The sequence below is a fragment of the Sphingobacterium sp. DR205 genome (assembly GCF_011064245.1).
In the GTDB taxonomy this organism is placed as follows: Bacteria; Bacteroidota; Bacteroidia; order Sphingobacteriales; family Sphingobacteriaceae; genus Sphingobacterium; species Sphingobacterium athyrii.
The window spans coordinates 1,168,986-1,190,333 of the sequence record NZ_CP049333.1; the positions used below are offsets into that span (position 1 = coordinate 1,168,986).

Genomic DNA, 21,348 nt, shown 5'->3' on the forward strand with positions numbered 1-21,348 from the left:
TGCGTTCGGTGTTCGATAGCGGACACTTCTTGTACGGAGACGTACAGCCTACAGTTTTTTACCGCTAGGATAGCGGGATTTTATTAATATAACCACAGGTTGTGGCAGGACTCGTTTTGTTTTAATAATTTTGTGGATCAACATTGATAGATGATTCCGTTACGGAATTTTTAACTTTCCCGATCTTATCAATTTTGATTAATTTTATCCGTTTAAATAATTAATTATTGACTGTTATGATAAAGAAAGTTTGTTTTTTTCTCCTGTTACTATGTAGTGCTTTTTTGGCTAGCGCTCAATTTAACAATACAAATTCTTTGCTATGGGAAATAAAGAAAAAAGGAAATGTTGAAAGTTCATATTTTGTATTAGTCACGGGAGATCTGTGTGATATTCCACAGTCTTTACTGGATAGGATTCTTGGTTTACGTTCCAATATCCACACATATTATATGGAGTCAGCATTATCAAATAAGAAATCTGATAGTCGAAGTGCCGAAGTAATGTTTTTGAAAAAAAAAGAGCCATCTATTCGCGGATTTTTAACGGATAAGGAATATGATCGACTGCGGGAGCGAATGCGTGAAATGAATATCGATGAAAAAACGTTGAATAAGATGACTCCTGTATTTATCGAAAACTTATTGAAAAGAAAAGCCGCGGGCGACTGTAATAAAACTAATGTAATTGCAAAAACCTTTAGTGAATATGCGGGGCAGTATGGGATTGAGGTGAAAGAATTAGTCGATTTTGAACATTCGGTTGCCAACTTGTTGGGTGTTCCCAATGAATGGAGAGTTGAGCGGATTAAATATTTTCTCGCTAATGAAACAGAATTGAAGGCAGATTTAGCGAAGAAGGCTGCCTGTTATGAACAAGAGGATACAAAAGGTATTATTGACCTTTATTCATTGAGCAGGTTTTTGCGGCCCAGTGAAACAGATATGCTTCGGGCAAAGGAACTATGTCCCCTAATTGAAGCGGCGGATAAAGGCGGTGTACTATTTACTGTTGATCTAATAAACTTGGCAGACAATAAGAATAATTTATTTGATCTGTTGCAACAGCGTGGATATCAGATGTCTCCGATTAATTGATCCCCGATCGTGCTACTGACAGTTATTCTTATTGGGTGTTGCCTGATATTGTCCAACTACGCACACCGACTGTTCATTAATGAACATTTTTGAAAATACTTTTTTTGTATCTATTTGATATATAGTCTTTTCGTTATTTGGCATGGCGATGGTCTGTTTGGAAACAAAAAGTGGATATGAAGAGAATCTATATATATAGTACATTGTGTTTTTTGCTGGCTTACGCGAAAGTGGACGCACAACAAAGTGAGCAGGGAATAGAAGAGAAGGCTGTCTTCAACAAGGAATCAACCGTCAATAGTGAAAATCAGCGACCAAAACGTAGTTTGACTGAATGTATCCAATTGGCAATAAAAGCCAATCCAACTTTATTACAGAATGAATTAGCTGTTAAACGTGCAGAAGTGAATCTTTCGCAAGCAAAGGCTAACCGATTACCTGATTTAAATGGACGATTAGGTCACAGTCTTACCTCCGGACGTTCGGTTGATAACTCCACAAATCAGTACATTACCAGAAATAACTCTTCTGGAAATTTCTCGTTAGATGCTAGCGTGCCGGTATTTAACGGATTTCGGATTTTAAATGATATCCGGATGCGAGCTGATGCGAAGACGGCCGGAAAACTTGAATTTGATTCTCAGGTTAATGCTTTGAAACTTGATGTTATTACAGCTTACATCCAGGTACTGACCGCACAAGATGTTTTGAAGCAATCTGAATTGCAGACTGAGGTGACACGTGAACAGGTGCGTCGTGCCGAAGCAATGCAAAGGGAAGGCGCCATTAATCCCGGAGATTATTATGATCTGAAGGGGCAACTTGCCAATGATATCAATTCTATCGAAAACAATAAACAGATTCTTTATATGAATCGTGTTAAAATGGCGGGTTTTTTAAATATTGACGAAGCACAGCTGGGCGATCTACAAGCATTGGAATTGACAACTGACGCGCAAAAAGTAGATGCTACAACACTTTATAAATTGGCTACGGAAAACCTGCCGGATATTCCGGCACTGGATTGGAAAATTAAAGCAGCCGAAAAGAATATCAAAATAGCACAATCATCCTATTGGCCTTCTTTATCATTAAGTGGTGGATTGAATTCGAATTATTCCAAAAATGGAATGGAAGGGGATTATTGGTACCAAATGAAAAACAACGTTGGGAAATACGTTTCGCTCAATCTTTCAATCCCTGTATTCAATAGATTTAAAGTAAGGAATGATGTTAAATTAGCTAAACTAGATTTAGAATCAACTAAATTCCAACGGGAGATTGCCCTAAATAATTTAAGAGCTGAAACATCAAATGCGGTTTTTAATCTTAAGAATGCCAGTAATAATATTGTGCAATTGCATGAGCAGAACACAAACTTTGCCGAATCATTTCGCATTGCCAAAGTTGTATTCGAACTGGGGAACAGCAATTCCGTTATATTTTTAACGGCGAAGACCAAGTATGATAATAGCCAGATCCAGTTGGTTGTCAAGCAGTATGAATGGTTGCTACAAAAATATATCAATGATTATTACGCAGGCTCGTTAAATTTATAGTTATCTTAGTGTCTGAAAGAAGCCAGGGAATATGAAAAAAGCATCTATTTTAGTTGTCGACGATGACCAAGATTTACTCACAGCAGCAAGGATTTTGCTAAAACCTAAAGTTAACCATGTTCAAGTCGAATCTAATCCAGAAAACCTGATTGGACATTTGGAGAAAATGCCTTATGACCTTGTGCTTCTGGATATGAATTTCAAAAGTACCATCAATACCGGAAATGAAGGATTATATTGGTTGTCGCGGATCAAGGAAAAGTTTCCACAGGTTCATGTGATTATGATCACAGCTTATGGCGCCGTAGATCTGGCCGTAAAATCGCTGAAACAGGGAGCCGCTGATTTTGTGGTCAAGCCCTGGGAAAATGAGCAGTTGCTGGCCACAATTGAAAGCGTGCTGGCGGAATCGAAAAATAGAGAGAAGAAAAATAAAAATTCGCTTTTACGTTCAAGCAATACTCCGGATCTGATCGGTAACTCCCCGGTCATGGACGAACTGCAATATAAGCTGGAGAAAATAGCGCCAACGGACGCCAATATCTTGATTTTGGGTGAAAACGGTACAGGTAAGGATTTGATTGCTCAGGCGATTCAACGGCGCTCGTTACGCTCGGATCAGGTGTATGTGAAAGTTGATGTGGGAGCGCTGACAGAAACGTTATTTGAAAGTGAGCTTTTCGGTTATAAAAAAGGGGCGTTCACAGATGCTCGGGAGGATCGTCAGGGACGTTTCGAAGCTGCAAATGGCGGCACATTGTTCCTGGATGAAATTGGAAATATTTCTTTGCAGCAACAGGCCAAACTATTGACTGTATTGCAAAATCGACAGGTTACACCGCTGGGTTCTTACCAACCGATCCCTGTGGATATACGACTCATTTCGGCGACAAATGTATCCCTGAAACACCTGGCTGACGAAAGTCGTTTTCGAAAGGATTTGATTTATCGGATCAATACCGTGGAGATTCAGGTGCCACCATTACGTGAAAGAGGAGAAGATATTAGACTATTGGCCATACATTTTCTGGATATCTATGCCAAAAAATATAATAAGCGGATCGAGGGGTTTGAACCTGATGCCATAAAAAAGCTTTTTGCTTACCATTTTCCGGGAAATGTTCGTGAGTTACAATATAGTATCGAACGGGCGGTCATTATGGCTGATCAGGTAAGCATTGCAGGAAATGATCTATTTTTCTCACCCATTGAACAACAGGTGGAGCAGGTCGCTGTTGAATCCGTATCCAGTAGCCAAAATCTGGAAGAATTGGAACGGAAAGCCATCAAATCAGCCATCGAACGTTATAACGGCAATATCAGCAAAGCCGCAAAGGAGCTGGGGCTAACACGTGCCGCACTCTACAGACGTTTGGAGAAATACGATATCTAGTCTATGAGACATGGAAAAGTTTTAAATGTAATTAAGATTATTTTGCTTTTGGCGGCTTCGGTTGTCGGTGCCTACCTGTTGATGAAGCATGAGTACGTGCAGGCTGCATTGATCTTTTGCATAATGCTGTATCTTGGTTTCAATCTGTATGCCCAATATAATTTTTTGGAAAGGCAGCTTGTGGAATTTGCCGAAGCAGTCAAATATCGTGACTTCACACGACGTTTTTTGGTTAAAAATCCAAAATCGGTAGAAGGGCAGCTTTTCCGCGCTTTTAATCAGATTAACGAAACGTATAAGGAAATTAGCATTAAGCAGGAAATACAGCATCAGTACCTCGATCGTGTCATCAATATGCTTAACTCGGCCATTATCTTCTATGAAATGGACACGGGAAAAGTAATGTGGGTGAACGATGCCTTTAAACAGCTGTTTCATCTGCCACACCTCGGGAATATCGCCGGGTTAAAAAAGAAGAATCCTGACCTCTATGAAAAAACGATGCTGCTGGACAATGGCCAACAGCAGATGGAACCCATTCAGTCAAGCAAAGGAAAGATAAAATTGTTGATCCAGAGCTCTAGTTTTGAGACCCAGGATGCCGTATTCCGTATTGTCGTTTATCAAAATATCAATGAAGCTATCGACGAGACCGAGACAAAAGCCTGGCATAAATTATTACGTGTGCTTACGCACGAGATCATGAATTCTATTGCGCCGATCAGTTCGTTGGCCGAAACGCTCAATGGGCGTTTGGATCATTTTAGAGGACATGAGGATATTGAAGATCTAAAAACAGGTATATCCACCATCAAACGTCGGAGTGAAGGACTGCTGCATTTTGCAAAAAGCTACCGCATGATCAACAAAGTGGATCAGCCACAGCTGGCACCAATTCAGGTTTCCCAGCTATTTGAACATATCTATCAGCTGCTCGAGCCGACATTGATTCAAAAAAATATTGATGTCGATATTATCTTAAAGAATACGCGTTTGATACTTTATGCTGATGTCAATCTGATTGAACAAGTTATTATCAATTTGATGCTGAATGCCATCGATGCGGTAAAGACCAGGGAAGACGCATACATTAGTTTGTCCGCATTGGAAATAGACGGCAAGGTGCAGGTTCGCATCGAAGATAATGGTTCGGGAATTCCCGCTGATCTCCAGGAACAGATATTCACCCCCTTTTTTACGACAAAGAAAACAGGTACTGGGGTTGGCCTAACGCTGAGTAAGCAAATTATGTTGCTACATAAGGGCACCATTTTTCTTAACAGTGTGGAGGGAGAAGGCAGTGCCTTTATACTTCAATTTTAACGTACTATCACAAATACAATATATTCTTACCTGTAAAATTTTCCTGTGCTCCAGGTGGGGCTTAAATGGCTTGTTTCTGTCTTTGTAATTGAATGTTCCATGTGAAATAATTCGTAAAAGCGAAATTGCTATATGTAAAACTACGATCAACTATTGCCGGAATTTGAATCCGAAAAGTGCTTTTATAAGGCTGTAGATGATGAAATGTGTGGTATAGCGCACGAATTAAATTGTATATCAACGTAAATTTTTCGATGTTTGCAGCCAATGAACTACCACTTGAAGTACTGGCGCCATTATTTCATATCCCATAGCCGTCATGGGACACATTCTCCGTTTGTTTATAAATTGGTGGATGAAGTAATTTATCAGCAGGATGATCCTGATAGGATCTTAAACTTGCCCCGTGAGGTCAGCATGGGGGGGAAGGTGGAGATAAAAAAATATCTGCTGGTCGACCGTCTACTAAAAACTTTTGCCTATGATCAGTTTATGTTTTTGACTGATGAGCCTCCAGCGAGTTATGAGGAGCTATTTAAACAGAAGGCCGGAAGTTATTCTTTTAGGAAGATCTATTATATTGACCAAACAAACCTTGATCTGGATTTTCTGGCTGTTGTCGGTGAACGCGATATGCTGATTGTAAACGAGCCCCATTTGTCGGTCGAACGGGAAGAGTATTGGAACAAACTTAGGGATGATGATCGCGTGGTTGTCACGATAGATCTGTATCGAATTGGTTTGGTCTTTTTTAGGGCCGGACAACGAAAGGAAAATTTTCTGATCAGGTTTTAGTTTGTTCTCTTTACTTCCGACAAGCTTTGCGTAAAGTTTATTAGGTCTCTGAAGTTTTCCGCTTCGTTTTATGACCGGAATGCGGACATCTTATCAGCATAATACGCTCACTTAAAAAGGCGGACTTTACCTGGGGTCAAACTTATTGTGGTCACAGAACGAAAATAGCATCAATCAGATGCTTTTATTGCTATTTATGAAAAGGGAGGCGGTCTAAAGAGGGAGGCCATCAGCTGAGGCTCCCCCGTTTTTAATTAAAAAGCTTCGCTTAAAGATAGATAAAAACCAGACTGTCTTTTCTCACCCGTCCTCTGTTCACCATAGGAATAATCAAATCGGATACTGCTATTGTGCTCTAAGCTAAAGAAGTAGCGCAAGCCACCACCGTAACTCGGTACATATCTGCTGCTGTTTTCTTTTGAAAAGGTTGATCCAATTCCCGAAAAACCGACAATACCAAAACGAGGATGAAAGCGGTAACGTAATTCCGCTTGGGAAGCAAGGTAATTTTTGTCACGATAACGACCGAGGTAATACCCGCGCATCATCATGTCGCCACCCAGTTCACGGTAATTATAGAAAGGAACTGTTTTCCCGAATGTCGAGCGAAAGATCCCCTGAAGTGCCAGTGTGACTTTTTTATGCAATGGAATAAAGCCGCGAAGGTCTATGTCCAAGTTTGCCCCGTTGAAGTCTGTGCTGGTCCATAACTTAGGCGCGTAAGCAAGTCGCAATTTGGCATAATAACCACGGGTGCTATAGGAAACATTGTCTCGGTTGTCAAATAATTGAGATACGCCAAGCAGCAATTGTTGACCGCCCTCTTTTCCGATAAGACCCGATTGATTGAATATATGGTCGCTGCTATCGCTACGGATTGAAAAATTATCGTACTGTATATTGATGCCCGAATAAAGATGGTTGCCGACTTTTTTCTCAGCTTCCAGTTTTAATCGAAATAGCTTTTGATCAACCCTTTCTTCATCCTTCTTCCAGGTATCCATGCCGATGCCATAGTAATTAAATGGCCAGTTGCGGTATCGGATTTCACTGACGAAATGGTAATCGTTATTTTTTGTCCAAAGATCAGTTTGAAATTTAAAATTTGACTGATGTTTGGATGTAAACGTCCCCATGAGCGTCATTGTGGAGGTACGGATATGGGGATCAGACTTGTCCAGGTAAAAGTTGTATGAACTCGCTAATCCATATTCTACTCCCGTTTCCTGGGCGTAACCAACGGCCGGTAAAACCATAAAACTGCCTGATCGGGTGGAGTCTTTTTCAGCCGAAAGAAATTTTTTACTCAATTTTTGAATAATATTTTGAGCTTTCAAATCGCCTTTACCAGCTACAAATAGTGCAAGTAGCGCTGTATAGCGGGTAAGTTTTGAAAGTGATTGCGGTAAAATTTGCATGCCCAAAGATAGCACATTAGGCAAATAACCAAAATAGGCAAATAGTCAATTAAAAATTATTGTGCTGCATATCAGTATAATTGACAAAAAGTGTTGTTTTTTTTTGACAATTATTTTTGTAAAGTGAGTTTTGTGTCTATCTTTGCATCAGCAAACAAGGGAACAACGGTTCATAATAACGAAGTTTGCTTAGTTCTTTAAATGAAAAAAAAGTAAAAAATAAACTTGCAAAAATCAAAAGTAAATTCGATATTTGCACTCGCTGAAAAGATAAAGTTATCGGATTGGCGTTGATAGAACGTAAGTTATTTTAAAAATATTAGAAGCCTCTTTAGCTCAGCTGGTAGAGCAACTGACTTGTAATCAGTAGGTCATTGGTTCGATCCCGATAAGAGGCTCTAAATGTAACGAAAGTTACAGGTCTGGAGGGGTTCCAGAGCGGTCAAATGGGACGGACTGTAAATCCGTTGCTTCGGCTTCGAAGGTTCGAATCCTTCTCCCTCCACACTTTTTTTAATTGGAGTTTAGATTTACTCTAGTTTCTAGTTATTAAGCGGAAGTAGCTCAGTTGGTAGAGCGATAGCCTTCCAAGCTATAGGTCGCGAGTTCGAACCTCGTCTTCCGCTCAAATTTTTCAAGTATTAAATTTAGTCTCTATCTTCTTTGATAATAATGTATCTAAAGGTGGGGGCATTAATACGTAAATAAGGTTTTTTAGTAAGCCGAAGTAGCTCAGGGGTAGAGCACTTCCTTGGTAAGGAAGAGGTCGTGGGTTCAAATCCCATCTTTGGCTCGTACTTGTGTAAAAGTTAAGCAAGAGTATATAACAAATAGAAATAATTTATAATTACTAATTCGCATAAACATGGCAAAAGAGAAATTTGACCGTAGTAAACCACACTTAAACATTGGTACTATCGGTCACGTTGACCACGGTAAAACTACAACTACAGCTGCTATCACTAAAGTGTTGGCTGATAAAGGTTTGTCAGAAGCTCGTTCATTTGATTCAATTGACTCTGCTCCTGAAGAAAAAGAGCGTGGTATCACAATCAATACTGCACACGTAGAATATTCTACAGCTAACCGTCACTATGCACACGTTGACTGTCCGGGTCACGCTGACTACGTTAAGAACATGGTAACTGGTGCTGCTCAAATGGACGGTGCTATCATCGTAGTTGCTGCGACTGATGGTCCTATGCCTCAAACTCGTGAGCACATCTTGTTGGCTCGCCAGGTAGGTGTTCCTGCGTTAGTAGTATTCATGAACAAAACTGACTTAGTTGACGACCCTGAGTTGTTAGACTTAGTAGAAATGGAAGTTCGTGAGTTATTATCATTCTACGAATTCCCAGGTGATGATATCCCTGTAATCAAAGGATCTGCTTTAGGTGCATTGAACGGTGAGCCTGAGTGGGTTGAGAAAATCATGGAATTAATGGATGCTGTAGATAACTACATTCCAATTCCTCCACGTTTGACTGATTTACCTTTCTTGATGCCTATCGAGGACGTATTCTCAATCACTGGTCGTGGTACAGTTGCTACAGGTCGTATCGAAAGAGGTGTAATCAACTCTGGTGATCCAGTTGAGATCTTAGGTATGGGTGCTGAGAACTTGAAATCTACAGTAACAGGTGTTGAGATGTTCCGTAAAATCTTAGATTACGGTGAAGCTGGTGATAACGTAGGTTTATTGTTACGTGGTATTGAGAAAACTGATATCAAACGTGGTATGGTTATCTGTAAACCAGGTTCAGTAACTCCTCACGATCATTTCAAAGCTGAGGTTTACGTATTGTCAAAAGCTGAAGGTGGTCGTCACACACCATTCTTCAACAAATACCGTCCTCAATTCTATTTCCGTACAACTGACGTAACTGGAGAAATCTCTTTACCAGAAGGTACTGAAATGGTTATGCCAGGTGATAACGTTACGATCTCTGTTAAATTGATCTCTCCTATCGCTATGGAAAAAGGTCTACGTTTCGCTATCCGTGAGGGTGGTCGTACAGTAGGTGCTGGTCAGGTAACTGAAATCATCTAGTCTTTCATAAAGATCTAGAATCACATAGAATAAGCTAATCAACTGCTGTTGATTAGCTTATTTTTTCGATAAGCGATTTATCGGATTAAAATAAAAAAAAGTAAAAAAAGATTTGCAGAAAGTGGTTTAAAACACTATATTTGCATCACAAAATAAGAAATACACGGGCATAGTTTAAAGGTAGAACGAAGGTCTCCAAAACCTTTGGTCTGGGTTCGAGTCCTGGTGCCCGTGCTTATAAAAACAGATAAACTAAAATGGCAAAAGTACTTGATTTTTTTAAAGACTCTTACGTGGAGATCACTGAGAAAGTGACTTGGCCTACGTGGTCTCAGTTACAAAGTTCAGCTGTTATTGTGCTTGTTGCGTCTCTTCTTATTGCATTGGTTGTCTTTGTAATGGATAAAGCTTCAAGTGTAGGGTTAGAATTCTTGTACGGTATTGCTTCTTAATTTTTCAATCGTATTTATTTATGGCAGATCAAGGTTTAAAGTGGTACGTAGTTCGTGCTGTAAGTGGTAAAGAAAAGAAAGTAAAGCAATATATTGATGCCGAGGTTAGTCGTTTAGGTATTGAACACTTGGTTCCTCAAGTGTTAATTCCAATGGAGAAATACTACTTAATGCGCGATGGCAAGAAGGTTGCTAAAGAACGTAACTACTATCCTGGTTATGTTTTATTGGAAGCCGCTCTTGACGGAGAGTTAGAACACGTCATCAAAAATATCAATAGCGTAATTGGTTTCTTGGGAGACAAAGCTGGTAATGCTGTTCCTTTGCGCCAAGCAGAAGTAAATCGTATTCTAGGTAAGGTAGATGAAATGGCCGAGCAAGGTGAAACCATTAATGTTCCTTACTATGTGGGCGAAACAGTGAAAGTAAACGATGGCCCTTTCAATGGATTTACTGGTGAGATCGAAGAAGTTCATGAAGATAAGAAGAAATTGATCGTCATGGTGAAAGTCTTCGGTCGTAAGACTCCGCTGGAGTTAAACTACATGCAAGTAGAAAAAGAGTAAGATTAGTAATTAACGATAGAGAAAAGCTTTACATGAAAATGTAAGGCTTTTTTTTTATTTTTTCCTCTTTTATGTTATCTCGGACTGATGACTGCTTCATCAGCACCGTTCTTTGTAAAGAAAATGTTAAAAGCGGTATCTGTTTTTTTTTGTAAATTGAACTGCCGGTCATATGTTCCCAGAACCTTTTATAAAAATTATGAACTATGAAACCAACAAAAAGTCGATTTTTTTGTAGAGAGGCACAACGTTCAAAAATGCTTTTCGAATCGCAGAAAAAGGCCGAAAACTTTATGCAATATAATAACAAAGAAATTCTGAACGAGTCAGGCTATGCTCCCGTAAGATCTTATCATTGTATCGCATGTGATGGTTGGCATCTGACGAGCAGACGCGAGGAACTGGACCTTCCTAGCAAAACAGAATTAGTGCTGGAAGCCTACAAGGAAGTGACGGATGAGAAAGATAAGGCAAAAGAACTTCGTGCCAACGGACGGCAAGAAAAGGAAGCTCCATCAGCAAACGCTCTTGAGGGGCTGCGAAAGAAAATTGAGCTAATAAGACGTTCTCTAAAGAATAAAGGAAGTAAAACTATAATAATCAAATTAATAGAGGGAGCTTCTAGGAGCTTGAAAGACCTTGAGGTTACAGGCCAGCTCAAAAAATCGAAAGGAGAACTGGAAGTTCACTTAGGCAGGCTTGAATCCCGAGCCATGTTATTACCTGATGACGAGGAGGCTGGTATCCAGACACAGATCCGCGTGATAGAACGTTTATTTGATAATGAAAGCAATCGCATATTAATACGTAATCTGATTTATGAAGCATTGCGGACATTGCGGAATATGGATGGTGCTATGCTGCAGCAGGATTCAAAGAAGGCGCTTGAAAAAAAGCTAAAGAATCTTGCGCTCCGCTGTGATCATTTGCGCAATAATACATCCGGGTAATACGGATGCTTTGTACATGGAATTGTTCATTTCGGAATTTCGTCCGAAAACCGTCCGATTTCATCGATTACTTTTTTCGTTTTTGGCTAAGTAGGCTAGATTGGTAAAAAACTTTTGAAGCAAGTTTTAACCAAATTTGTTAGCCTATGCTAAAGAGCCAAAAAAATAGACCTTATTACATCGTATGGGAAGATGGAAAATGTCACGCCATGGAGCCGAGCTACACCACCTATCGCTATGATTTACACTTTGCTACTGGTAATACTATTCAGCTTGCGGATGATGAAGCTGGTAGGCTGATGAGCCAGTATTATTTTTACGATTCATTCTTTGTCGATCTTATTCAGGTTGAAGCCCTTGTACCCTTCCGTTTTAATCTTAATGTACCCGAGCGATTTCTGTATTTATTTTTTATGCTGGAGGGCGAGTGCAGCTATGGCGGAATTGATAAAATAATATCGGTCACTGCAAATTCGGTGACGCTAGAACATGTCAATCATAAAATTCCGATAGGCCCGATATACGCTGAGGCCTTTCTGGCACATATCGCATTTTTTGGATAAACTAGGCTTCATGAATATCGGTATTCTTTTTCTTAAATTGCTTTTTTGTTTTTTTCCATGCAATCATGATATAATTAAAGAGCAGCCCGAATATATTTTCTCCGGTTATATCGCTTGCTAGGGCAGGCGGCAACAATTCATAGATCGTAATGCCAAAATAGTCAGCTATCTTGTAAACTTGCTCCACTTTTAGTTTAGTCTCATTTCGTTCAATTTTTGAATACGCTGCCTGTGACATGTTCAAAATAAACGCAACAGCCTCTTGTGATATCTTGAGGCTCTCTCTTTTCTGTCTGATAATAGTTCCGATTTCCTCTTTTGCCATTCTTTTCAATACCCAAATAAGAAGGCCTAATTTAATAAATATAACTTGAAGTTGTAAGTTTTTCTATGATAAAACTGGTGGTTATAGGATATAACCTCAGGTTGTGGTACCTAAACTGCTTTTCTGTGAATTTTGAAAAAATAAAAATCAGATATCATGGAAAAAAAATTAAAAGAAATTAACGTAAGAGAATTAGATGAAAAAGAAGTGGTGGAAATTGAGGGGGGAACTGAAAGGGAAAATTCTAAAGATGTAAGTTGGTTTGAGTCAATATTGAACTATTTTAAACCTTAAAAAGCATCTTTCAACTCGAATGTATAAGGGCTGATTATGAGTGCTAATATAGAGCCAAGGATAAATGCGACTAAGTGTAATGGTCTATTTATTCTAGAAATCTTGATGAATGAAAGTAGAAAAGATATTAATAACATATATAGCCAATAATGTGTGGCATTATGAATCCAAGGTATAAATAAATGATTGATTTTTTGCAAAGGGAAAAATAGTGTGGAAAAACCGAATAGTGCAGAGGAAAGGCCTGATGCACCAACAGCCGTAAACCTGAAGTCTTTCTTTTTAAAAAGTGTTTGAACGAAATTAGGTACTATTATAAAAAGAAGAAAAATCAATATTGTGAACACCTGTGCAATGATAATACTATATGCTTGATTTAAGACGGCAAACATATCATACCCTAATCCAAAAATTACAATACAATTAAACAATAGGTGAATCCCGTTGCGATGAACTAATGCGGAGGTAAGCAAGGTATGAATACGCTTACCTCTTGCTATTTCGTAGGGGTGCAGGATCAGTGCATGGAAAAATGGTTTGTGATAAAATCCAATCATGCTGCAGGCCAATATAATCGGAACGACGATATAGGAATATGGAGCTTCGGAAAAAGTTGGAAATATATCAAAAAATTTCATCAACGGCCATTAATTGTGCTTCCGAAGATAATTAATAAATTTTAAAATACAACCTCAGGTTGTGGTGGGTGTTCGGGCTATTGATCAATTTTGTATCGTTGATCAAAACCAAGATGAAAAGAACAAATATCATATACTTACTGCTGATAGCGGCTATAGTGATAGGGCTGATATTATTGCCGTTAATCAAGGTGCCGATCTCAATTTCGGCACAGGGGATCATTAGGCCCAAGATGGAGAATGCAAAAATACTCTCTTTGGTCAGTGGTCGCATCATTGACAATCGTATCGTGGGCAACAATCAGCAGGTAAAGGAAGGGGACACTTTACTGATTGTCGTCTCTGAAGATCTGGAAAATAAGCTGTCCTTAAATAAGGATTTGATGGCAGACTATTCACGACAGATTGCTGACCTGAAACTCATTCTCGCGGGAGACGCAAAAAACGTGCAAGGTGGACAATACCAGTTGGAATATCTATCGATGGAGCAGCGGATGTCCGAAATCCAGTCGCAACTTACATTAGCACGCCGCGAACTGGAGCGTAATAATAAACTATATAGCCAGGGGGTGGTGTCTCAAGCTGAGCTCGATAAGACCAAATATTCCTTTGAACAACTGGAAAATCAGTTTCTAACAATACGCAAACAACAGATGGCGCAATGGAGTGCTAAGCTGGTCGAATTGCAACAAAAGGCGCAATCGCTGTCGTCTGAGAAAAAGTCTATCTTGATTGATGGTCAAAACTATATTGTTCGGGCACCTATCACTGGGACCGTGGTCAATTTTAAAGGGTATCAAAAAGGAGGACAGCTGGTACAGGGTCAGGATATCCTCGAAATTTCACCAGAAGATCAGCTTATAGCCGAATGTATGGTGCCTACCAAATCCATTGGCTACATCAAAAACGGTCAATCGGTAAAGTTTCAGATGGATACGTATAATTATAACCAATGGGGATTTCTGTCGGGTACAGTGCATGATATCGACTACAATTTGGTGACGGATCAGCAGCAGGGATCTTTTTTTAGGGTCAGGTGCCGCATGGATCAAAATTTTCTGGGCTTACCCAATGGTAATAAGGTCTTTGTAGGAAAGGGGAATACATTCAATGCCCGATTTTATCTCTTGGACCGTACCTTATGGCAGCTCCTGTTTGATCGGGCTGATGACCTGTTCAATCCAAACCTTGGCGCTAAAACGAGCGCATTATAAAAACTTCTCTATTATCTGACAATAATAATTTGTACGAATGAAAAAATCACCTGTTTGTATCAAACAGCACGATATCCGTGACTGTGGAGCGGCTTGTCTGGCTTCTATTGCAGGCTATTATGGCACGCATATTCCCATCGCCAAGATCAGACAGTATTGCCATACCGACACGCGTGGTACCAATGTATTGGGGATGGTGCAAGGACTGCAGCAGATGGGTTTTAATGCCAAAGGTGTCAAGGGCGCAATGGATGCTATTCCGCAGATCCCGCTTCCGGCAATTGCTCATGTTGTACTTAAAGAGCAGCTCCAGCATTATGTGGTGATCTATCAGGTTGAAAAAGATAAAATTACGGTGATGGATCCCGGACTGGGAAAAGTGGAAAAATACACATTTGAGGCCTTTCAGAAGATCTGGACCGGGGTACTGATATTAATGGAACCTAATGAGTACTTTGAACAGAAAAATGAAAAGACCGCCGTTTATAAAAGATTTTGGAATCTGATCAAGCCGCATCGCTCGGTCATTGTTCAGGCGCTGGTCGGCGCTGCGGTGTATACGCTGCTGGGACTTTCAACATCATTTTACATTGAAAAAATTACCGACTATGTGCTGGTGGATGGCAATGTACGCCTACTGAACCTGCTTTCTATCGGTATGCTGGTCATTCTGGTTTTTCAGCTGCTCATTGGTACATTGAAAAGCGTGATGGTCTTACAGACGGGACAAAGGATCGACAAGTATCTTATTTTAGGCTATTATAAACACTTGCTGAGCCTTCCGCAGCGCTTCTTTGATACAATGAAAGTCGGCGAGATTATATCGCGGGTCAATGATGCGGTCAAAATTCGTGCTTTTATCAATGATGTGGCCATACAGGCTGTGGTCAATGTGCTGATCGTGGTATTTTCCTTTGCGCTCATGTTTACTTATTTCTGGAAACTGGCGTTGATAATGCTGCTCGTTATCCCCTTTTATCTGGGGGTATATTGGCTTTCCAATAAACTAAACAAAAAAGTAGAGCGGCGGATGATGGAAGAGGGAGCCGAACTGGAATCGCATCTGGTCGAATCGCTCAATTCGGTCAAGACTATCAAGCAGTTTGGTATCGAAACTTATTTCAATAGCGGTACAGACAACAGGTTTTCGCATTTGTTGAAAACAATCTATGCCTCGGTGATGAATGGATTGTTTTCCAGCACCTCTGGTGAATTGTTGTCGCGGCTCTTTACCATTATCCTCTTATGGGCAGGCTCTTATTATGTGATCGAACGTACGATCACACCGGGCGAACTCTTATCCTTTTATGCGTTGATCGGATATTTTACCGGGCCGGTGACACAATTGATCGGAATGAACAAAACCTTGCAGAATGCATTGATCGCTGCAGATCGGTTGTTTGAAATCATGGATCTGGAGCGTGAGGAATCCGAAGAAAAATTACAGCTGACATCGGATCTGGTTGGTGATATCGTATTCGATAATGTCCGTTTTTCCTATGGATCGCGGGTGGAGGTATTCCGCAATTTTAGCTGCCGAATAGAGCAGGGGAAAATGACAGCTGTGATCGGGGAGAGTGGCAGCGGTAAGACCACTCTCGGAGCACTTATCCAAAAACTGTACCCGCTACAGGAGGGCAAGATCTCCATTGGACAGTACGATCTGAATTATATCTCAAAGAGTTCACTTCGGGAACGCATCGCCATAGTACCCCAGCAGATTGATTTATTTTCGGGTAACGTCATTAGTAACATAGTCGTCGGGGAGGATATCCCTAATTTTCAGCGTCTATTGCAGGTGGTCAATGAATTGGACATGATGTCTTTTATCGAAAAGCTACCTGCTGGTTTTGAGACACAGCTGGGTGAAAACGGGTCTATGTTATCGGGTGGACAGCGGCAACGTATTGCCATTGCGCGTGCGCTATATCGTGATCCGGATATTCTCATTTTAGACGAAGCGACTTCGGCCTTGGATACATCAACGGAACAGGTGATTCAACGGGCTTTTCGCCGCTTCAAAGATTCGGGTAAGACGATGATCGTCATTGCACATCGGCTGAGCACCATTGCGGAAGCGGATACGATCCTTGTGCTTAAAGACGGTGTACTTATCGAACAGGGGGAACATAAGCAGCTACTGGCGCAGGAGTCGGTTTATAAGGATATGTGGAAAAAGCAATCGATCGTGTTAAACTAATCTAGCCTATTATTCAATGATGAACATTTATCGAAGGGAGAGTATAAAGTATTGTCTTATTCTTATATGGGTAATGCTGTCTGTGGATGTGCTGGCACAACAAACCTGGACTTTGCAAGACTGTATCGATTATGCGGTGGAGCATAATCTGCCGATCAAGCAGCAGGAAATTAAGGCTGCGATAAAGGTGTTGGATCAGGAAATGGCACTCCGTGAGCGTTTGCCAAGTGTCAATGGCTATGCGAACGGTTATACCACTTTTGGATCATCACAGGATGTGTTCGGTACGATCCGGCGTAATGATAACTTGAATAGCAATATGGGGATCAACGCGGAACTAACCCTTTACCAGTATAATTATTTTCGCAATCAGGCCAAAAAAGCAGCTTCTGAAGCGGAGCAGGAACGTATCGAGAAAGAAATATTGAAAAGAAATCTTACCGTTCAGCTGATGGAAGCCTATCTGCAGACTTTGCTGGCTCAGGCGCTATTGGTATCACAGGATTCGGCCATGCAGTTTTCAAAGCAGTTATTGGATAAAGCCGAGAAAAGTACGGCGGTGGGAGCAACAGCTGTGTCGGTAGTTGCAGAAGCAAAAGCCAATCTGGCACGGGAAAGGCAGCAATATCAGCAGTATCACAAAGATAGACAACAGTCCTTGCTCAAATTGGCTCAATTGATGAACCATCCAGATTACAGTAGTTTGCGATTGGCGGTCCCGATAACTGCGCAAGATCCGCAGCATGACAGTACTTTTTCGGAAATATCGAACTTGCGGGAAGAAGCCTATTTACATAATCCAGTATTTGCTAAACTCCAAAATCAAAAGGATGGACTTGACCTCGAATCCAAGCTAATTAAAGCAGCACTATTTCCGACAGTAAAAGGATCTGCTGGTTTGGGGAGTACATATTTCAATGCGTTTAAAGCAGAGAATACGCGGTCTTTTTTTGTGCAGAGCAAAGATAATTTTGCCCAGCAGCTCGCCGTAACGGTTTCGGTACCCATATTTAACAAGGGGAAAACAAAACGGCAGTTGAAGCAGATCGAATTTAACAAGCAAAATATCCAATTGTCGGCCGACAATGAAAGGCTCGCTCAGCAACATATCCTAGACAAGCTATTGCTTGAATTGGACGAGAACAGAAAGCAATATGGTATTGCGGTAGAAGCGAGCACGGCAACGGAGCAATCTTTGGATTACACCTTGCGGAGTTTTGAGGCAGGCAAGGCATCTATTTACGACATCAATACCAGTAAAAGTAATTTGATCAAGGCGGAGTCGGAAAAGATCCGCAGCAAATATAATGTGGTGTTCAATCAGCTGCTGCTACGCTACCAGATTTATGGAACGATAAATTAAATTATATGAAGTTATTCCAATATATAGACCGGATTAATTTGTTGGACAAGTTGATCAGGCGGAGAAGGACGGGGACTCAGTCGGAACTAGCGATTCGACTTGGGCTTTCTGTATCGCGATTGGCCCGTATTATTGAATATCTCAAGGATATAGGTGCTCCAATTGCTTTTGATAGATCGCTTAATACGTATTATTATGAAAAAGAATACTCAATACAAATCAAGGTAGAAGTTCAGCAAGAAAATATCCATTTGCTAGATCTAAATCAAATGAGGCAAGCAAATGCGGGTGACAACTTTATTTCAATTCATTTATTGAATGCTTTTTTTGTGCATTGAGGAAAAGTAATTTAGTAGTATTAAATAACAAAGCAGGAATCCGAAAAGGCTTAAAATAGAGTAGGAGCTAATTTTTTATAAATCAAAAAAATGAATACATTAGATTTAAAAGGTTTCGGTGTTCAAGAGATGAATGCTAAGGAAATGATGGAAATTGATGGTGGACAGCAGACACGCGTAGGTAAATGGTTGAAGGCAGCTGGGGAGCTAGCTGTTTGGGTTGCGGAAACTTTTTTATAATAGTTATCTAATTTGGTGTGGCATTGACTTTATTTGAGTAGATGCCATACCATTCGTTTAATGGTTTGTATGAAATATATATTATTTCCTGTTATTAAAATACATAAAAAATATAATTTTTTATTTTTTTTGCTGTTTTTTTTTATAGATACTATTCTAAGTTACGGTTTTACGCAGATCATTAATTATTTTACATTTGATTTTGGTGCTGTAGAGTCAGTCGCTAATGTTCCTAAGTGGCTTTTATTTGTAATCATGGTAATATTTGCTCCACTATTTGAAACAATAGTGTTCCAATTTGTCGCGCTGGAGTTACTATTAAAGCTAAAGATTTCGCCCAGTATAGCTATTGTTGTTAGTACCGTTATCTTTGCATTATTTCACAATTATAATATTCCATATATGGGTTATATTTTATTGACGGGTTGGATATTACCGTATTACTATATGGCTCTACGGGATCAAGGGAAAAGCAATAAAATAGTATTTGTTTTTATGCTTCATTTGATAGGGAATTTTATTTCATTTTTTGATTATATATAAGATGGGTAATTTAGTACTTTCAAAATAAAAACTATTTTACGTAAGAACCTAAGTACTTTACTACTTAGGTTCTTCCTAAGTTTGATTTATTGAAACAGAAAATAGAACTTTTAATATTTGGTACCTTACAATCAAGTATTATTTTGATTGTGTTTTTTCTATTGTTTGGCTTGGATATAGCTTCCAACACTATTACCATGTCTGATCAATTTAATATTTTTCTAATATGTATCTGTTCAGCTTTTTTTGAAGAGATCATATTTAGATATTATTTGATTAAAGGTTTAGGGAAATCTTTCAGTAGAAAAAAATCAATAGTAATTTCCAGTTTGTTATTTGCTATTTGTCATTTGGCAAATTCTAATTTCACTGCCATTGCTTTTTTTTCCCATTTTTTAGGCGGTATTATTTATGCCTATGCTTATATGCAGACAAAATATATATATTACCCGATAGGATTGCACTTCGGATGGAATTATGCTCAATGGTTATTTTCGCTCCCAATGAGTGGAACGATAAAGGAAGGTTGGTTTAATCTTACTTTTCCAACCGTCAATTATTGGTTTGGAGGAGCCTATGGAATAGAAGGGGGGCTTGCAAGCCTAATTGTTCGGGGGCTTTTGTTATGCCTTGTTGTATTTACTGTTTCTCGCTATGATAAGAAATCTATTAATGACAATTTGTAAATAAAAATGCTAAATATTCTGTTAAAATATTTCAAAATACAACTTCTGGTTATAGTTTGTACGGGAGGTGTTGCCTATTTTTGGAATAGTAAATCAAATCTAAATCATCAAGTCAAATTTTCATTCTTCTGCATTCATCAATCGATTAATATCGAGAAAACATAATGATTATCTGGAGCAAAAATAAACTTATGAATGAAATAAAGAATTATTCTGGGTTTGTTGTAGAACCGAGATTGATTAAAAAAATTAAGCTTAATACGCTTAGTTTTTGAATATAATAATAACCGTGTTGGAAGATAGCGAATCGATTTACATTTTATATCACATTGATAAAAGCTTAGATGAGAAGAGCGAGAATTTTTTAAGAGTTTTCTGGAAATTATTCCATTTGTTTATTGCAAAAATCGATCAATATTTTTATTTTTAGATTCCTAAGTTTCTAATTCATTATCAATGTATGGAGAAGTTTTATTTGTTTTTTGTGTCTCACAAGAATTTTTGCTTTTTAGCACTCGCTTTCATATTTATTCTTTATAGGCTGGGTTACGTTCTAGGCGGAATGTTATTCAAATACTTTCCTATATAAAATGAGTGAAGGAACAAAAAAAATATGGAAAAATGTGCTAACTGTTGTAGCCATTGCTATATTAGTGTATTTGCTCCAAATTGATATTGATAATTTGATAGTGAAGATCAAAGAGCTGTGTCGATAGCATGCGTATTTGAAGGAGAGCATAAAAATCACAAGAATAAATTGATAAGAAAGAAATGAGGTGATTGATAGGGAATGCTGAGTTTGCTTTAGGATATGAAATAGGGGGAAGTGCAAGCCAGTAAAAATATTGAGGATCTTCACCTATAAATAAAAGTGGTATGCGAACGATTCCCGATATTTCATAAAAAACGCAAATAGAGAGTATATTGGTGAACAAAAACATTCTTCAATTAAGTGTAAAACGTAAATATGTGGATGCATTTATATGCTTTGGTTTTCTATTGTTAATAGCTTTTTATATAGGTTATAGAATAGGGAAAAATACTGCTGAACGACAGCGTATTGAAATAGCAAATTGAATATTCATATATAGCGCTTTTTATTTTTTCTAAAAGTGCATGTTTTCAAAAGGCACCGAGAACTTTTTTCATGGAGTTTTTTCTTTATTATCGGCATTCAAGAGCTCATCCGACAAAATTCGGGTTCGGTTCATGGCTGTTGGTTTTTTTATTGGAGCTGAAATTCGTATGTATGTTGCTAGTTAATTCGTAATAATATGAAAATTGAAAATATGTCATTGGTTCCACTTACAGAAGTGGAAATGCAGGAACTTGATGGTGGAG

General features: G+C 39.1%; 21 protein-coding genes and 5 tRNA genes. 23 read left to right on the forward strand and 3 right to left on the reverse strand.

Going from position 1 to position 21,348, the window contains the following annotated elements; translation table 11 throughout:
* The first annotated feature begins 236 nt into the window (after nt 1-236).
* From G6053_RS04800 to G6053_RS30740, 5 genes are all read left to right on the forward strand, one after another.
* A complete protein-coding gene (locus G6053_RS04800; protein WP_165305680.1) occupies nt 237-1,097 on the forward strand; it encodes a TraB/GumN family protein in 861 nt (286 codons plus the stop codon).
* Between the two features lie 176 nt (nt 1,098-1,273).
* Nucleotides 1,274-2,656 carry a TolC family protein gene (locus G6053_RS04805; protein ID WP_146191113.1) on the forward strand — a complete coding sequence of 461 codons (1,383 nt, stop codon included), beginning with the start codon at nt 1,274-1,276 and terminating at the stop codon, nt 2,654-2,656.
* Nucleotides 2,657-2,687: 31 nt separating this feature from the next.
* The gene (locus G6053_RS04810) at nt 2,688-4,049 is read left to right on the forward strand and encodes a sigma-54 dependent transcriptional regulator (protein WP_108635856.1); all 1,362 of its coding nucleotides are present in this window, start codon (nt 2,688-2,690) and stop codon (nt 4,047-4,049) included.
* A gap of 3 nt (nt 4,050-4,052) precedes the next feature.
* Nucleotides 4,053-5,372 carry a HAMP domain-containing sensor histidine kinase gene (locus G6053_RS04815; RefSeq protein WP_108635855.1) on the forward strand — a complete coding sequence of 440 codons (1,320 nt, stop codon included), beginning with the start codon at nt 4,053-4,055 and terminating at the stop codon, nt 5,370-5,372.
* Nucleotides 5,373-5,639: 267 nt separating this feature from the next.
* On the forward strand, nt 5,640-6,167 hold the full coding sequence (locus G6053_RS30740) for a hypothetical protein (RefSeq protein WP_108635854.1): 528 nt from the start codon (nt 5,640-5,642) through the stop codon (nt 6,165-6,167).
* 254 nt (nt 6,168-6,421) lie between these two features.
* Here the strand turns inward: G6053_RS30740 and G6053_RS04825 are convergent, their stop codons facing one another.
* Nucleotides 6,422-7,585, reverse strand: a complete 1,164-nt coding sequence (locus tag G6053_RS04825) for a BamA/TamA family outer membrane protein (RefSeq protein WP_108635853.1) — start codon at nt 7,583-7,585, stop codon at nt 6,422-6,424.
* A 325-nt stretch (nt 7,586-7,910) separates the two neighbouring features.
* On the opposite strand from G6053_RS04825, the gene G6053_RS04830 reads away from it, so the two are divergent.
* The 10 genes from G6053_RS04830 to G6053_RS04875 all read left to right on the forward strand — a co-directional run bounded on the left by G6053_RS04830 (nt 7,911) and on the right by G6053_RS04875 (nt 12,166).
* Nucleotides 7,911-7,983, forward strand: a tRNA-Thr gene (locus G6053_RS04830).
* Between the two features lie 26 nt (nt 7,984-8,009).
* A tRNA-Tyr gene (locus tag G6053_RS04835) sits at nt 8,010-8,090 on the forward strand.
* A 48-nt stretch (nt 8,091-8,138) separates the two neighbouring features.
* Nucleotides 8,139-8,211 (forward strand) — tRNA-Gly (locus tag G6053_RS04840).
* Nucleotides 8,212-8,306: 95 nt separating this feature from the next.
* Nucleotides 8,307-8,378: transfer RNA gene (locus tag G6053_RS04845), tRNA-Thr, on the forward strand.
* A gap of 72 nt (nt 8,379-8,450) precedes the next feature.
* A complete protein-coding gene (tuf, locus tag G6053_RS04850) occupies nt 8,451-9,635 on the forward strand; it encodes an elongation factor Tu (RefSeq protein WP_077437774.1) in 1,185 nt (394 codons plus the stop codon).
* Between the two features lie 163 nt (nt 9,636-9,798).
* A tRNA-Trp gene (locus tag G6053_RS04855) sits at nt 9,799-9,869 on the forward strand.
* Nucleotides 9,870-9,892: 23 nt separating this feature from the next.
* Nucleotides 9,893-10,087 (forward strand): preprotein translocase subunit SecE, encoded by a 195-nt coding sequence (secE, locus tag G6053_RS04860; RefSeq protein WP_028072657.1) that lies wholly within the window; start codon nt 9,893-9,895, stop codon nt 10,085-10,087.
* 20 nt (nt 10,088-10,107) lie between these two features.
* The gene (nusG, locus tag G6053_RS04865; protein WP_104384853.1) at nt 10,108-10,653 is read left to right on the forward strand and encodes a transcription termination/antitermination protein NusG; all 546 of its coding nucleotides are present in this window, start codon (nt 10,108-10,110) and stop codon (nt 10,651-10,653) included.
* Between the two features lie 206 nt (nt 10,654-10,859).
* Complete coding sequence (locus tag G6053_RS04870) at nt 10,860-11,603, forward strand: hypothetical protein (RefSeq protein WP_146191112.1); 744 nt, start codon at nt 10,860-10,862, stop codon at nt 11,601-11,603.
* 146 nt (nt 11,604-11,749) lie between these two features.
* Nucleotides 11,750-12,166 (forward strand): hypothetical protein, encoded by a 417-nt coding sequence (locus G6053_RS04875; protein ID WP_108635851.1) that lies wholly within the window; start codon nt 11,750-11,752, stop codon nt 12,164-12,166.
* A 1-nt stretch (nt 12,167) separates the two neighbouring features.
* Here G6053_RS04875 and G6053_RS04880 read toward each other — a convergent pair whose 3' ends face one another.
* Complete coding sequence (locus G6053_RS04880; RefSeq protein ID WP_108635850.1) at nt 12,168-12,491, reverse strand: helix-turn-helix transcriptional regulator; 324 nt, start codon at nt 12,489-12,491, stop codon at nt 12,168-12,170.
* A gap of 156 nt (nt 12,492-12,647) precedes the next feature.
* On the opposite strand from G6053_RS04880, the gene G6053_RS04885 reads away from it, so the two are divergent.
* A complete protein-coding gene (locus G6053_RS04885; protein WP_165305681.1) occupies nt 12,648-12,785 on the forward strand; it encodes a hypothetical protein in 138 nt (45 codons plus the stop codon).
* Here G6053_RS04885 and G6053_RS04890 read toward each other — a convergent pair.
* Complete coding sequence (locus G6053_RS04890; protein WP_108635849.1) at nt 12,782-13,423, reverse strand: rhomboid family intramembrane serine protease; 642 nt, start codon at nt 13,421-13,423, stop codon at nt 12,782-12,784. The genes G6053_RS04885 and G6053_RS04890 overlap by 4 nt on opposite strands.
* A gap of 113 nt (nt 13,424-13,536) precedes the next feature.
* Here G6053_RS04890 and G6053_RS04895 point away from each other — a divergent pair, with 113 nt between their 5' ends.
* The 7 genes from G6053_RS04895 (at nt 13,537) to G6053_RS04925 (ending at nt 20,007) form a co-directional block, all read left to right on the forward strand.
* A complete protein-coding gene (locus G6053_RS04895; RefSeq protein ID WP_108636102.1) occupies nt 13,537-14,637 on the forward strand; it encodes an HlyD family efflux transporter periplasmic adaptor subunit in 1,101 nt (366 codons plus the stop codon).
* 37 nt (nt 14,638-14,674) lie between these two features.
* Nucleotides 14,675-16,837, forward strand: a complete 2,163-nt coding sequence (locus G6053_RS04900; protein WP_108635848.1) for a peptidase domain-containing ABC transporter — start codon at nt 14,675-14,677, stop codon at nt 16,835-16,837.
* 16 nt (nt 16,838-16,853) lie between these two features.
* Nucleotides 16,854-18,200, forward strand: a complete 1,347-nt coding sequence (locus G6053_RS04905; RefSeq protein ID WP_108635847.1) for a TolC family protein — start codon at nt 16,854-16,856, stop codon at nt 18,198-18,200.
* A 5-nt stretch (nt 18,201-18,205) separates the two neighbouring features.
* Nucleotides 18,206-18,538: a hypothetical protein gene (locus tag G6053_RS04910; RefSeq protein ID WP_108635846.1), complete on the forward strand. Its 333-nt coding sequence runs from the start codon at nt 18,206-18,208 to the stop codon at nt 18,536-18,538.
* A 90-nt stretch (nt 18,539-18,628) separates the two neighbouring features.
* Nucleotides 18,629-18,778 (forward strand): hypothetical protein, encoded by a 150-nt coding sequence (locus tag G6053_RS04915; RefSeq protein WP_165305682.1) that lies wholly within the window; start codon nt 18,629-18,631, stop codon nt 18,776-18,778.
* A 69-nt stretch (nt 18,779-18,847) separates the two neighbouring features.
* Nucleotides 18,848-19,321: a CPBP family intramembrane glutamic endopeptidase gene (locus G6053_RS04920; protein ID WP_165305683.1), complete on the forward strand. Its 474-nt coding sequence runs from the start codon at nt 18,848-18,850 to the stop codon at nt 19,319-19,321.
* 89 nt (nt 19,322-19,410) lie between these two features.
* A complete protein-coding gene (locus G6053_RS04925; RefSeq protein ID WP_108635844.1) occupies nt 19,411-20,007 on the forward strand; it encodes a CPBP family intramembrane glutamic endopeptidase in 597 nt (198 codons plus the stop codon).
* The last annotated feature ends 1,341 nt before the right edge of the window (nt 20,008-21,348 follow it).